Here is a 13,363-nt window from a genome sequence, read left to right as displayed (position 1 = left end):
GGGGCGCGGTCTAGGCCCGGAAGGGGATGGTGAGCCAGGGGCTTTCCGGGTCGGTCGTCAGAATCCGGTGCGCGGTCAGCATCTCCTCGTACCACGGCCCGAACTCCTCCTCGTCGAAGTGGAGACAGCGACCGAGGATGTACGCGGCGGAGAAGTCCTCCCATGAGCGGTAGTCGACCGCGCTGACCCGCCCGGCGCGCAGGACGGCGGCCTCCGCCTCCTCCATCGTGCAGAAGCGGGCCGCCAGTCCGAAGCGGGCCATGTTGGAGCCGCGGCCGTAGTCCCAGGCGGCGACCGAGCGGACGAACCGGCCCTCCGGCAGCAGTCCGTCGGCGCGGAACCGGGCCTCGTACCGGGTGATGCGGCCGATCAGCCGCTTCACCCCGTCGATCTGCCACTCCACCTCCTCCTCGGTGGGGCCCTCGGTCCGTGTCACCCCGTCCGGCGTCAGCTCGATGGTGGCCGTCGCGACCCGCTTGCGCAGCACCCGCTCCGCGGCCTGCCGCCAGTGCGCGGGCTCCACTTGCCCGCCGAAGTCCTGGGCCAGGCTGTGCCGCAGCCCCAGGGTGAACTCCCATACCGGGCTGCTCATTTCGTTGGTCAGCAGCTCTTCCTGGTACTGCTGCCACTTCTGGCGCGTCGTGACGCCCCACCAGCGTTCGAGGAGCCGCCGCTCGTCGTTGTAGCCGTGCCCGTGGCCCAGGGAGTTCCAGTACGCACCGTTCTTCACGCACATCAGTGCGCCACAGGCGAGCCCACGGGCGACGGCACCGGTCCGCGGGCCGCCGGCCCACAGCGTGCGCAGCGTGCCGTGCCCGCCGACGTGGTCGACGCGGTCCGCGTGCTGCTGCCACAGCGCGCACAGGGACTGGCTGGCCGGGAAGTACGCCTCGCAGGGCGAGCCCGGATTGACCGCCAGCCATGGTGGGTCCTGCGGCGACCAGCCGCGCGCGTATTCGCCGAGGCTCTCCGAGATGAAGACCGGGTCCTCGATCGGTGCGGGCAGCATGGCTTCCGTGTACACGGCCGCGCACCAGCCCTGCACCTCCGGACGCCATACGGGCTGCATGCGCGCCGGCACCCGGCCCGGATTGGCGTCCAGCCACGGCCTGGAAGCCAGCCGGTACAGATACTGGCCCGCCAGCACATCCATGTACGCGGCCCAGTCATGACGGCACTTCGCCTCGTACAGCCGCTGCTCCACCTGGCTGGGCGCCTGCCATGGCTCCGTCATCGGCGCCGGCGCCGGCCCCTGCCCCGCGGCCCCTTCGGCCGCCCCCCGCTTCCACATTTCGCTGACCTCGCACTAGCCGTCGTGCCGTTCGCCCTGTCCTGCCTGACGGCGGCTCAACGGAGCAGCTGAACGACCGGTATCACCACGTACACGAACACCAACAGACCCCCCACACATGTCCCGATCAACTGCCCCGTGGTCATCCGCTTCTTCCGCACCCCCGAAGGCGGCGCCCACCCCGCCCCCGGATGCGCCCCATACGGATTGGGCGGTGGAGTCGGGAGTCGCGGGGGCCGCTTGGCCATGGATCGGTGACCTCCGGTGCCCCATCGGGCGAGAAGGACGGCTGCTGCTGTGCCCGGCTGACCCTCAGTGATGCAGAGGTCAGTGCTGGGCCCGTGGCAGCAGGATAGCTCCCGGGGATCAGCTGCCGCCCACGGGCCACCCAGCCGCTGAATCCGCTCTCACTCAGTTTGCTGTGACTTCCTGGCCGCCCGGCGTTCTTGTCCGACTGCCCTTTGAAGTTGACGGTTCACTCCTGGCCCGTAGGCCGGTGGGTGTTCGGTTGTCGCGTCTTGAACGCTCTGGGTTTCCCCCAGGAGGCGGTCATGAAGTAGACCCACCAGACCGGGTTTACGAAGTTCCACCAGTTCTTCCTGGAAGCCAAGTGGCGTTGCCAGTATGCATCCTGCTCGCGAACGGTTCCGATCTTATCGGGGGATGCATAGTCGTAGATATGTACCAAATCGCGAACTGTCGGGGGGCGCCACAGTCGGAGCAGATAAACCATCCACGCGCCATGAGAAGCGGACACGCGTGAAGGGTGCGCATCGTAGCGCGCTCCGTTGCAGCAAAGCCGTACGCCCTGAGGGTGCAATTCCTCACGCATGGTCCGCAGCGCTTCGAAGGCGTTCATGCCTGTCGCCTCGCACTCCACACGCTCCGGGGAGTGGAGCCGCCAAGTCCAGGGGCCGTCCCCTGTCACTTGCATGCGCCACTCCTCGCTGTTCCCTCTACGCAAGGCGTGGAGGACGAAGTACTCACTCATGGGCTGAATCCTGGATTTTCAAACACCTCACCTGTTGGTCTGCCATACTCCCACCGTTCGGCGCGACGGATGTTGGACGGATCGATCTGTCGAAATATTACCTCTCTTTCCGAGGGGGAAGCCCGACCTGTCAGGTAGGCCTTTATTGCGCCACCCATTGCCTTATTGATATCGACACCGTATCCAGGGTTGTGGATCTCGTACACCCACGTTCCCCGGCCCCGGGAAGACATGGGGAAGTTGGCGGCCTCCTTGGCCTTCTTGCTCGTCCCCACCCAGTCTGACGGGGTGTCCTTCAATGCATACTCCCCGATATCCGTGTTAGTTCCCTTGGGAGTAAACCCCGTCTCAATTACTTCCGAAGGGTGCCGGGCATCTCCCCGGAATACGCGGCTCGGATTTATGACTGCCCGGCGCGACACACCAAAGCTTTTAGCCGTCCCTTGCCGACAGGTGTCAGGGGCTAGCCCCAGCGGATCCACGAGCGCATGCGGGTTGCCCACATACGCCACCGGGTTCGGTGCCGGCTCCAGGCCCAGCGGGTCCGGGGACAAGTACCGCGCTGTCTCCGGGTCGTAGTGGCGGAAGTGGTTGTAGTGGAGGGTGGTTTCGGGGTCGAAGTATTGGCCGGGGAAGCGGAGGGGGGTGTAGGTGGTGGCGTCGGTGTTCCAGGTGGTGGTGCCCCAGAGGGTTTGTTGGGTGTGCCAGGCCGTTTCGCCGGAGTCGGTGATGAGGGCGGTTGGGGTGCCGATGAGGTCGGTGACTATGGCGAAGAAGCGGGTGTCTATTTCCCGTTGGGTGGTCTCGTCGGTGATGCGTTCCGTCTGGGATGGGGGGTGGAAGCCCGTGGTGGTTCCGGGCGATGATTACCGGGTGCGGGTGCGGGTGCGGGTGCGGTCCGACTCAGCTACTGCGATCGAAGTCCGGCACGTCATTGGTAGCAGCTGGGTCATCGAGCGACCACACCTCAAACCCCTCCGGGGCTTTCACTCGGGAAACTGAAATGCCATGCAGGCACGCGTTGCACCAGAACAGTGCATATCCGGTACGGCTGCTGGTTTCGACGATGTATCGCAGGGAAAGCTGAGGGACGCCGCAGTTCGGGCAAGAAGCACACTCGACCCCTCCGCTTTCAATGACGAGAGTCAATTTCCGAAGCCATGCGGCACGTTCGGCCATTACTCCAGCCTTCCGTTGTAGTAGTTCCAGAATTGATCCTCTGCTGCATATGCGGCCCGCTCCCATGCTGCCTCTTGTGCCAATGAGGTTGCAGGGCCGTGGATTGCGATCTGCATGACGTGCATCCGTTCATGGCCGAGGGTTCGGGCAAGGTTCTCGGGCGTGCTAAAGGCGTCTGGGTAGAGTGTAATAACCCCGTCTGGGGATGTGTGGCCGTACAGGTGGCGGCCGATCAACTCTACGTCACGATTGATTTTTACCTTGACGCCTTCGAGTCCCACACCGGCTTCTTGGGCCACCTGGTTGACGACGCGCTTCTGCATCGCGACTTGGAGCTCGCTGAACTCTCCAGTGTTGGCCGTACGGCGGGCCAGGCCCGGGGGGTTTTCGCCAGGTGGACAGTCCGGAGCAAGGCCGAGGGAATCGGACCAGATATGTGGATTACCCACATACGCCACCGGGTTCGGTGCCGGCTCCAGCCCGAGCGGGTCCGGGGACAAATAGCGGGCTGTCTCTGGGTCGTAGTGGCGGAAGTGGTTGTAGTGGAGGGTGGTTTCGGGGTCAAAGTATTGGCCGGGGAAGCGGAGGGGGGTGTAGGTGGTGGCGTCGGTGTTCCAGGTGGTGGTGCCCCAGAGGGTTTGTTGGGTGTGCCAGGCCGTTTCGCCGGAGTCGGTGATGAGGGCAGTGGGGGTGCCGATGAGGTCGGTGACTATGGCGAAGAAGCGGGTGTCTATTTCCCGTTGGGTGGTCTCGTCGGTGATGCGTTCCGTCTGGGATATGGGGTGGAGGCCCTGGTGGTTCCAGGTGAGGGTTACCGGGTGGGGGGCTTCCCCTGTTGTGGTCTGTTCTATGAGGGTGGGGCCGTCCCAGGTGAAGTCCACCCGTTCGGAGACCGATTTCTTGCTTATGCGGCGGCCCAACGGGTCGTAGGCGTAGTGCCAGACCGCTCCGTCCGGGGTGGTGACCCGCGTCAGGCGGTCCTCCGCGTCCCACTCGTAGTGCCAGGTGTCCGGGCGTCGGGAGAGGTTCTTCTTCTGGCGGGTCACGACGCGGCCCGCCGCGTCGTGTTCGTAGCGGAGGCGGCCCGCCGTGCGGATGCGGGTGCCGGTGTAGGTGCGGGGGCCGCGGGCCTCGGGGCTCGCGTGGGTGGCGGGCCAGTCGGCGGTCGTCTGGTTGCCGGCCTCGTCGTAGGCGTAGGTCTCCGTCCAGTCGCGGGCGTTCACCTGCGTGACGCGGCCGCCCGCGTCGAGAGCGAAGCGGCTGGTGCCCTCGCGGGAGTCGTCCACCGCGATCAGATGACCGTCCGGTCGGTATGTGTAGGAGCGGTGCCAGGAGGGCTCCGCCACCGCCCCCGTGAGCGCTTGGCCGGTGAGGCGGCCCGCCGGGTCCCATGTCCAGGAGAGAGACGCCCTCCCATTGATGTTCCGTTGCCGCTCGCGGCCTGCCGCGTCGTACGACGACGTCAGCGTGTGGCCGTCGGCGACGACCGCGGTGCGGTTGCCTGCCTCGTCGTACGCGTAGCGCGTCACGGAGCCGGTGGGCGTGGTGCGGCGTGCCGGGCGCCCCAGCGCGTCGTACGTATAGGTGAGCGCGCGGCCGTTGACGACCTCCGTCTTGAGGCGGCCCGCCCGGTCGTACTGGCGCAGCAGGTCCGCGTCCGGGTTGCGGGCTTCGATCAGGCGGTCTGCCGGGTCGTACGCGTACGTCGTCGGCGTGCCTGCCGCGTCCTTTGCCGTCAGCCGGCCGAGCAGGTCGCGTTCGTAGGTGATCGTGTCGCCGAGCGGGGTGGTACGGGTGGTCAACTGGCCTGCGGCGTCGAGTGAGTAGCGCTGGGTGCGGCCATCGAAGTCGGTCTCGGCGACGAGGCGGTCGGCTCCGTCGTAGTCGTACGTCCACCGCAGCCCCTGGGGGTTCTCCACCTCGCGCAGGCGGAGGCGGGTGTCGTGGGTGAAGGTGTAGCGGACGCCGTCGGGGCCGGTGCGGGCGGCGAGCAGATCGAAGTGGGTGTATTCGTAGGTCGTTTCGCCGCCTGCGGCGTCGATGTGGCGGGTGCAGTTGCCCTCGCCGTCCCACTCCCAGTGCTCGGTGGCGCCGTCGGGTGCGGTGCGGCGGGCGAGGTGGCCTTCGACCGTCCAGGCCAGGTGGGTGGTGTCGCCGAGTGGGTTGATGACGGCTGTGGGGCGGCCGAACGCGTCGCGGCGGTACGTCGTCACGGCACCGGCCGGGTCGGTGATCTCCGCGGGCAGGCCCGCCTTGTCGCAGCGGACCTCGGTCACCTGGCCGAGCGGGTCCGTTACTGACGCCAGGCGGCCTGCTGCATCGTACGTATAACGGGTCGTCGCTCCGGCTGGATCGGTCGTGACGGTGCGGTTGCCGCGCTCGTCGTACTCGTGGCGCCACACCGTTCCGTCGGGTTCGGTGATCTCGACCGGTAGTCCGAGTGCGTTGTAGGAGACCGTCCGGCTGCTGCCGTCGGGGCGCAGGACGGCGACGACGCGGCCCGCGTCGTCGCGGCCCAGTCGGGTGGTGCGGCCGAGTGGGTCGGTGTGGGAGAGCACGCGGTGGTGGGCGTCGCGCTCGATGCGGGTGGTGGCGCCGGTGGGGTCGGTGATGGCGACGACCTGGTTGCGGGTGTTGACCAGGTAATAGGTGGTGTGGCCGAGGGAGTTGGTGACCTTGGTGACGCGGTGGTCTGTTTCCGGGTCGGGCGGGCTGTAGTCGAAGGTGGCGTGCATGTGGCCTTCGGTGCCGGACTGCCACACGCAGCGGTCGTGCTCGTCGTAGGCGTACTCGTAGCGGGAGTCGTTGGTGTCGGTCCAGGAAGTGATGCGGCCCGCGTCGTCGTAGCCGAAGCGCAACGGGCGTCCGGTGGAGCCGGTGACCTCGGTGAGGTTGCCGTGTTCGTCGTAGCCGAAGCGGACGATTTCCTGGTCGCCGCCGTCCCTCGCGGCTCCGGCGAGGTGAAGCGCGGTGACGCGGCCCAGCTCCGCGTCGGTTGTCACGCGTATGTGGTAGCCGCCGGAGTGGACGAGTGCGAGCGGGGTGCCGTCTTCGGCGTACTCGAACGTGACGCGGTTGCCGTTCCGGTCGGATATCTCCGCGAGCAGGGCAACGTCTTCGCAGCCTGGGAGGTCGGTCGGGGGCGCGAAGTAGCTGGTCCAGCCGGTGTCGGGGTCGGTCAGTACGTAGTCACCGTCAGCGCGCAGCCGCAGCGGCCATTGCGGGCCATTCTCGGGCAGCACCGGTTCGCCGTCCGGCTCCGGGTGCGGGTAGGCCACCAGCAGGCTGCTCTCCCCGTGGAGGACGATACCCTCGGTGTCGAGCTCCAGCCGCTGGTCGACGGTGCTCGACCAAGTGGGTCCGAACCAGCGGCCGGCGCGGTAGGAGGACTCGAACTGGCGGCGGAAGACCAGCGGCAGCACACCGGGCAGTGCCAGATCGGTCTGCGGCAGCAGCATGCGGCCGGTGGCGAAGTCGACGGGGTCCTCACCGCAGGTGCGGTTGCCGTTCTGGCGGTTGGAGTTGTGCGGTTCCTCGTCGAGGGACTTGCGACCGAGGCGCGTCGCTTTCACCGCCGTGCCCATGACCCGGCCGCTGCCCCCGGTCAGGCCGTCGAGCGCCATGCCGCCGAAGAACTCATCCGGGTCGTCGAGGAAGCTTTTGTACGCCTGCTTGAGGGCGGCGTCCGGGTGCGTGGCCACGGACTTGGCCCCGACGGCCGTGCTGTTGAGGTTGGTGCCGTAGTCGTCCGGGTTGAGGACGTTGTGGCCGTTGACCGGGCTCACTCCGTGCGCGAAGTTGAGCGCCCCGGAGCCCGCGTTCAGCAGGCCGCCGGCCCGGTGCTCCATCGCGAGCAGTCCGCCCTTGAGACCGCTGCGGGTCTGGGCGAGGATCGAGGGCTTGGGCGGGGCGGCGTCGCGGGCGGCCTCCATCAGCTTGTTTGCGGCCCGCGCGGCCTCGTCCCGCTGGCGGCGGGCCTCCCTCAGCTTCTCGCGGGCCTCCTCCATCTTGGCCTCGCCCGGGTCCTTCTCGGAGGGTCTGTCGGGGAGCGAGCCGGGGACGCGGTCCTCCTTCGGCGTCTCCTTGTACGCCTCGAGCGCGTCGTTGTAGAAGGAGACCTTCGACTTGTGCTGCGCGGAGGCGGTCTTGCCCTCGTTGTAGAGCTTGATGGCCGCCTTCGCCTCACGCTGGGCCCAGCGCACGGTGCGGGCGAAGTCGTTCAGCGCGCCCTTGGCCTTCTCGCAGGCCTCGGCCGCTTTGAACCACCGCCCTGGCTGCACTTCCACCGTCCGGCGGAAGGCATCGGCCGCCTCGCCCTTCAGGTGGTGGGAGTCCAGGCCCTTCAGGCCGCGGCCGACCCGGTTGAACGCCTTGTGGAAGTCCCGCAGATGATCGGCCGCTGCCTCCAGCTTGGACGGCGAGCCGTGGATGAGTTTGTCCGCCTCCTCCGTCTCGCCCAGCTCCCGTTCCTGGACATCCCCGCCGGTCTTGTTGGTGACGGCGTCGCCCGCGTCGCGGACGAACTTCGCGCCGGGCTTCCAGCCCATCTCGTCCAGCCGGTCGGCGAGCAGGTCCGAGCCCTTGCCGACGGCCTCGCCGCCCTTCTCGACGGCGCCTTCGATCTTGTCCTCGACCGGGTCGGGGGTGACGTCGTGGTAGACGTCCTTGGCCGCGTCGGTCCCCGCGCCGACCAGATCTCCGAGCCCCATCAGCCGGCCTCCCCACCGGAGCGGCCCGGTTTGCCGTCGACCTGGCCGGTGGTCATGTCCAGGAACCCTGCCCCTTCGAGCCCGTCCTTGGAGGCGTGCGGGTTGCCCATGGGATTCAGCGCGTTGATGCTGCCCTTGATCGCCACGGACCGGTAGCGGTCCTCCTCCCAGGACATGCCAGCGGCCAGCCCCAGCCCCTCGGCAATGGCGTCCGCGTCCGCCATCAGACCGCGTACGCCCCACTCCCACTGCTCGCAGAAGCCCTCGAACGACTTGGCCAGCGTCTGGTCACCGACCTCCATCTTGGACAGCGCCATCTCCTCGAAACCGCTGCCCTGGGCGGCGTCCACGTCCGTGCCGACCTCACGCAGCTCACCCAGCGCATCCCGGATGCCCTTGGTCAGCTGTCTGACGGTCTCCTTCGGAACCTGCAACTGGCCCTTGTACGCCAGCTCATCCGTGAGCTTTTCGCCGGGCAGCACCGGCCCGCCGTTGTCGCCCATTGCCCTGTCCCCCCTGACCATCGATCGCGCCAGTCGAACACCGTACCTGTACGCGACCGTACGAACGCAAGCCGTATTGAGCCCTCGTGGCGAGCCGCATTGAGCCCTCCTGACCTGCTATGCGCTCGGGTCCACGTTCCAGTGGCGGGGGAGTTCGGTGTCGCAGAAGGCGCAGTACCAGTCGTCTTCACGGACGATGTTGGGCTGGTGGCAGTGCTCGCAGCGGCGGAAGGTTAGGGCGTGGGTGAAGGAGGCGGGGTGGGGGAGGGCTGCCCGGTGGAGGGATCGGGAGACCGCGGGCCAGCAGGTGGGTTCGGGGCAGTAGCCGGTGGAGTGGTTGGTCACCTCGGTGACCCGCCAGCCGGACGGGGAGGCGGCGTCGTGGGCGAAGGCGATCTCGCCGGCGGCGAGGACACGCGCGCCGCCCGCGCAGGCGACGTGTTCGGTGCGGCGGGGTGCGAGGCGGAGCAGGCCGGTCAAGTCGACGACGAAGGTGAAGGGTTCGGCGAATTCCGCTGCTGTGCGGCGGGCGGCCCAGGAGGCGAAGTCGGAGGCGGTGTGGATGGCGTGGCCCATGGTCGCGGCGCCGGCGTGGGCTGCGAGGTCGGCGGGGCCCACATAGCGGTAGCTCCGTATGGTCACCGCGTCAGGGTAGGGCGCGGGAGCGGAGGCGGCGGAGCATGCGGGGGTCGGTGAAGCCGACCTCGTGGGCGGCGGATTCGGTGGTGGCGCCGTGGGCGATGAGGTGCTCGGCGCGTTCCAGGCGCAGGGTCTGCTGATAGCGGAGGGGCGTCAGGCCGCCGGTGGCGTTGGTGAAGAGCCGGGTCAGGGTGCGGGCGCTGACGCCCGCGGTGGCGGCCAGTTGATCCAGGGTGAGGGGTTCGGCGAAGCGGGCGTCGATGATGTCCTGGACCCGGTGCACGGTGTCGTTGAGGTGCGAGCGGTACCGCAGTACGGCGCTGGCCTGCGGCTCGTCGCCGTTGCGGCGGGCGTAGACGACCATGTTGCGCGCCACTTGCGCGGCCTGCGCCGGGCCGTGCCGTACGGCCAGCAGATGCAGGGCCAGGTCGATGCCGCTGGCGATGCCCGCGGAGGTGATGACCCGGTCGTCGGTGGTGAAGAGCACATCCCGGATCACCTTCGCCCGTGGGAAGCGGCGGGCGAGTTCGTCCTGGAGCTCGTGGTGCGTGGTGCAGCGGCGGCCGTCCAGCAGCCCCGCCTCGCCGAGTGCCTGCGCGCCCGAGCAGACGCTGGCGACCGTGCCGCCCGCGGCGTGGTGGGCGGCGATGCGGGAGAGGGTCTCCGGGGTGAAGGGGGGAGGCAGCAACGGGCGCGGGGAGCGCCAGCCCGGTACCACGAGCAGGTCGTCCCGGCCCAGGTCCCGCGGCCACTCGGTCCCGGCGCTCAACGGCAGCCCCTGCGCGCTGTCTATCCGCTCGCGCTCGCCGACATAGCTGAGCCGGTAGGGCCGACCGAGCCCCGCCGCGGTGCTGAAGACCTGGGCGGGACCGGCGAGGTCGAGGAGATGGACGCCCGGGGTGAGGACGAGAACGACGTGGGTCACGCCGTGGATGGTGCCAGGCGCGTCGGCTCGCCCTCCAGCTCGGATGCCGACTGCTCTCCCTCCGGAGCAACCGCCGACCGCTCCCCCTCCAGCTCCGCCACCGAAGTGATCCGCGCGAAGCGGTCGCGGAGCACCGCCACCGTCCGTTCGACGATGTCCTCGGCGCTCAGTCCGCCGACGGGGTTCGTGGTGGTGGCGTCGACGGGGAAGGCGACGCGGTAGCCGAGGTCGCTGCCGATCCGGGTGGTGGTCTCGACGCACTGCTCGGTGCGGATACCGCTGACGACGAGCTCGGTGACGCCCGCCTCCGTCAGCAGCTGCTGGAGGTTGGTGGTGGTGAACGCGTTGTGCGAGGTCTTACGGAGCACTGGCTCGCCGGGGAGAGGTTGGTCGAGTTCGGGCAGCAGCCGTACGTGACCCTGTTCCGGGTCGAAGACGCCGCCCGAGCCGGGCTCGGTGTGCAGGATCCAGACGACGAGGTCCCCGGCGGCGCGGGCGAGCCGGACCAGCCTGTTGACCGGTTCGGCGATGTCCTGGTTGGCGATGGTGGCCCAGGAGGCCGGGCGGGCCCGGAAGGATTCCTGGACATCGATGACAAGCAGCGCTCTGTTCATGCCCGTCAGTCTGGCCAGCGGCAAGGCGCTGCCGACAGACACGATCGGGGCTCGTGGCGGAACGATCTGGTCAGCCGGGTAGCCCCCCGGGCCCTGCGCGTTGGTACAGACCTATTGCCCCGGCAGGTGCCTGCCTCGTAGCCTCACGCACAGGTTGTGCAGCGCGAAACGTCAGTTGCGTATGTTGCAACACCCGTGCTTGGGGGTCTCGTTGTGAAGGTCGTCAAGGTCAAGCGCGCAGGCGGCATCGAAGTCGGCAACTCCGGCAAGGGCGGGCAGCGGGTACCGCGCCTCCTCGCCCCTCTCCTGGCGCTGGGGATGGTGGCGGTCGCGATGGCCGGCTGCGCACCCAGCACCTCCGGCGGGAAGGGCGGCGGCCAGGACAAGAAGACCGGGACGGTACGGGTCTGGCTGTTCCGCGAAGTCGGCAACAAGCCCAAGGAGAAGGTCGTCCAGGGCGTGACCGACCGGTTCGAGAAGCAGCACCCGGGGGTGCGCGTCGCCGTGCAGTACATCCCCGTCGACAGCCGGGCCGAGAAGATCAAGGGCGCGTTCAACGACCCGGACTCCGCGCCGGATGTCATCGAGTACGGCAACACCGACACCGCCGGATATGTCGCCGACGGCGGACTGGCCGACGTCAGCGCCGAGTTCGACGCATGGGACGCCACCGCCGATCTCGACCCCACCGCCAAGCGGTCCGTCACGGTACGGGGCAAGCAGTACGGCGCTCCGCTCTTCGTCGGCGTCCGCGCCCTCTACTACCGCACCGACGTCTTCAAGGATCTCGGTCTCGAGCCGCCCCGCACCCTCCGTGAACTGGCCGCCACGGCCGAGAGGATCCGCGCCGGGCGCGAGGACATGTACGGCCTCGCCGTCGGCGGCGCCTACACCTACGCGGCGCTGCCCTTCATCTGGGCGCACGGCGGACAGCCGGCGAAGGAGGGCGGCAACGGGAAGTTCGAGGCCGCCCTCGCAGGCGCCCGCGCCAGGAAGGGCATCAAGGCGTACACCTCCCTCTTCGGCGACCACAACTGCCCGGCCGCCAAGTGCGCGGCGATGGGCGGCAACCAGACGGTGGAGGCGTTCGCGGGCGGAAAGGCCGGTATGGCCATCGGCGGCGACTTCAACCGGCAGGCCATGGAGGACGGTGCGGTCAAGGGCAAGTACGCCGTCGTCCCGCTGCCCGGTGTCGAGCGGGGCAGCATCGCTCCCGCCTTCGCGGGCGGCAACAACATCGGCGTCCTCAGCAGCAGCCGGCACCGCAGTCTCGCCGTGGAGCTGATGAAGGAGCTGGCGGGCAAGCGCACCCAGGAGCGGCTGTTCGACGCCATGGGCTTTCTGCCGACCTTCCGTGACACCAGAAAGCGGGCCGCCGCGCGGGAACCGTTCGTGAAGCCGTTCGTCGCGACGCTGGAGGCCGGTACGGAGTTCGTGCCCACCAGCCCGGCATGGGCGCGTATCGACGCCTCGCTGATCCTGCCGGGAATGTTCCAGCGGATCGTCAGCGGCAAGCAGGACGTGGTCGGGGCCGCCGCCGACGCCGCGAAGAAGATGGACAAGGCGTTCGCGGAGTGAGGGCCGGGACCGGAGTGCGTCCCCGCAGCCGCCCCCGCCCCGTCGGGCACGGCGGGTGGACGCCCTGGCTGTACCTCGCGCCCACCCTCGTCGTGCTGGCCGGGCTGCTCGTCCCCCCGTCTACCAGCTCGGGCTGATCTCCCTACTGGAGTACACCCAGGCCCAGGTCAGCGGCGGGGAGCCGACCAGCTTCCAGGGCCTGGGGAACTACGCCGAGCTGCTGGGCGACCGGGAGTTCTGGAACGTGCTGCTGGCGACGGTGGTGTTCGCCGCCGCCTGTGTGCTCGGCACGGTGACCGTCGGCTGCGGGCTGGCCGTACTGCTCACCCGGATCCGGCCCGCCTCCCGGCTGCTGCTGATGCTGGCGGCGCTCGGTGCCTGGGCGACGCCCGCGATCACCGGGTCGACCGTGTGGGTGTTCCTCTTCGACCCGGACTTCGGTCCCGTCAACCGGGTGCTGGGACTGGGCGACCACTCCTGGACGTACGGGAGGTACAGCGCGTTCACGCTGGTCTTCCTGGAAGTCGTGTGGTGCTCGTTCCCGCTGGTGATGGTGGTGACATACGCGGGAATCCGGGCCGTGCCCGGTGAGGTGCTGGAGGCCGCCGCGCTGGACGGCGCGGGAGCCTGGCGGACCTGGCGCAGCGTACTGGCGCCGATGCTGCGCCCGGTGCTGATTGTGGTGACCATCCAGTCCGTCATCTGGGACTTCAAGGTTTTCACCCAGATCTATGTGATGACGGGCGGCGGCGGTATCGCCAATCAGAACCTCGTGCTGAACGTCTACGCCTACCAAAAGGCGTTCGCCTCCTCCCAGTACAGCCTCGGCGCGGCAATCGGCGTCGTCATGCTGCTGATTCTGCTGGCCGTCACGCTGGTCCATCTCAAACTGCTGCGCAGAAACGGGGGAGAGATATGAGCCGGGGCGGAGAGT

General features: G+C 68.6%; 8 protein-coding genes and 2 pseudogenes. 2 read left to right on the top strand and 8 right to left on the bottom strand.

What is annotated here, in order from left to right; translation table 11 throughout:
• Positions 1 to 10: 10 nt before the first annotated feature.
• The 8 genes and pseudogenes from ACQEU8_RS31455 to ACQEU8_RS31420 all read right to left on the bottom strand — a co-directional run bounded on the left by ACQEU8_RS31455 (position 11) and on the right by ACQEU8_RS31420 (position 10,851).
• Positions 11 to 1,291, bottom strand: a complete 1,281-nt coding sequence (locus tag ACQEU8_RS31455) for a DUF1266 domain-containing protein (RefSeq protein WP_433107099.1) — start codon at positions 1,289 to 1,291, stop codon at positions 11 to 13.
• 987 nt (positions 1,292 to 2,278) lie between these two features.
• On the bottom strand, positions 2,279 to 2,764 hold the full coding sequence (locus ACQEU8_RS31450) for a scabin-related ADP-ribosyltransferase (RefSeq protein WP_433108862.1): 486 nt from the start codon (positions 2,762 to 2,764) through the stop codon (positions 2,279 to 2,281).
• Positions 2,738 to 3,161, bottom strand: a pseudogene (locus tag ACQEU8_RS31445) (RHS repeat-associated core domain-containing protein); the annotation flags it as partial. The pseudogene ACQEU8_RS31445 and the gene ACQEU8_RS31450, both read right to left, overlap by 27 nt.
• A gap of 299 nt (positions 3,162 to 3,460) precedes the next feature.
• Positions 3,461 to 8,170: a putative T7SS-secreted protein gene (locus ACQEU8_RS31440; RefSeq protein WP_433107097.1), complete on the bottom strand. Its 4,710-nt coding sequence runs from the start codon at positions 8,168 to 8,170 to the stop codon at positions 3,461 to 3,463.
• Positions 8,170 to 8,673, bottom strand: a complete 504-nt coding sequence (locus ACQEU8_RS31435) for a hypothetical protein (RefSeq protein WP_433107095.1) — start codon at positions 8,671 to 8,673, stop codon at positions 8,170 to 8,172. Before ACQEU8_RS31435 ends, ACQEU8_RS31440 begins: the two co-directional genes overlap by 1 nt.
• Before the next feature lie 117 nt (positions 8,674 to 8,790).
• Positions 8,791 to 9,315, bottom strand: a complete 525-nt coding sequence (locus ACQEU8_RS31430; protein ID WP_433107093.1) for a hypothetical protein — start codon at positions 9,313 to 9,315, stop codon at positions 8,791 to 8,793.
• Between the two features lie 4 nt (positions 9,316 to 9,319).
• Positions 9,320 to 10,237: a GlxA family transcriptional regulator gene (locus ACQEU8_RS31425; RefSeq protein WP_433107091.1), complete on the bottom strand. Its 918-nt coding sequence runs from the start codon at positions 10,235 to 10,237 to the stop codon at positions 9,320 to 9,322.
• Positions 10,234 to 10,851 carry a cysteine hydrolase family protein gene (locus ACQEU8_RS31420; RefSeq protein ID WP_433107089.1) on the bottom strand — a complete coding sequence of 206 codons (618 nt, stop codon included), beginning with the start codon at positions 10,849 to 10,851 and terminating at the stop codon, positions 10,234 to 10,236. The genes ACQEU8_RS31425 and ACQEU8_RS31420 overlap by 4 nt, the downstream gene beginning before the upstream one ends.
• Before the next feature lie 318 nt (positions 10,852 to 11,169).
• Here ACQEU8_RS31420 and ACQEU8_RS31415 point away from each other — a divergent pair, with 318 nt between their 5' ends.
• Both ACQEU8_RS31415 and ACQEU8_RS31410 read left to right on the top strand, forming a co-directional pair.
• A complete protein-coding gene (locus ACQEU8_RS31415; RefSeq protein WP_433108860.1) occupies positions 11,170 to 12,429 on the top strand; it encodes an extracellular solute-binding protein in 1,260 nt (419 codons plus the stop codon).
• Positions 12,426 to 13,348 (top strand): annotated as a pseudogene (locus ACQEU8_RS31410) (carbohydrate ABC transporter permease). The gene ACQEU8_RS31415 and the pseudogene ACQEU8_RS31410 overlap by 4 nt, the downstream one beginning before the upstream one ends.
• The last annotated feature ends 15 nt before the right edge of the window (positions 13,349 to 13,363 follow it).

The sequence above is a fragment of the Streptomyces sp. CA-250714 genome, assembly GCF_050936705.1.
In the GTDB taxonomy this organism is placed as follows: domain Bacteria; phylum Actinomycetota; class Actinomycetes; order Streptomycetales; family Streptomycetaceae; genus Streptomyces.
This window is presented reverse-complemented; position numbering and strand designations above follow the sequence as displayed.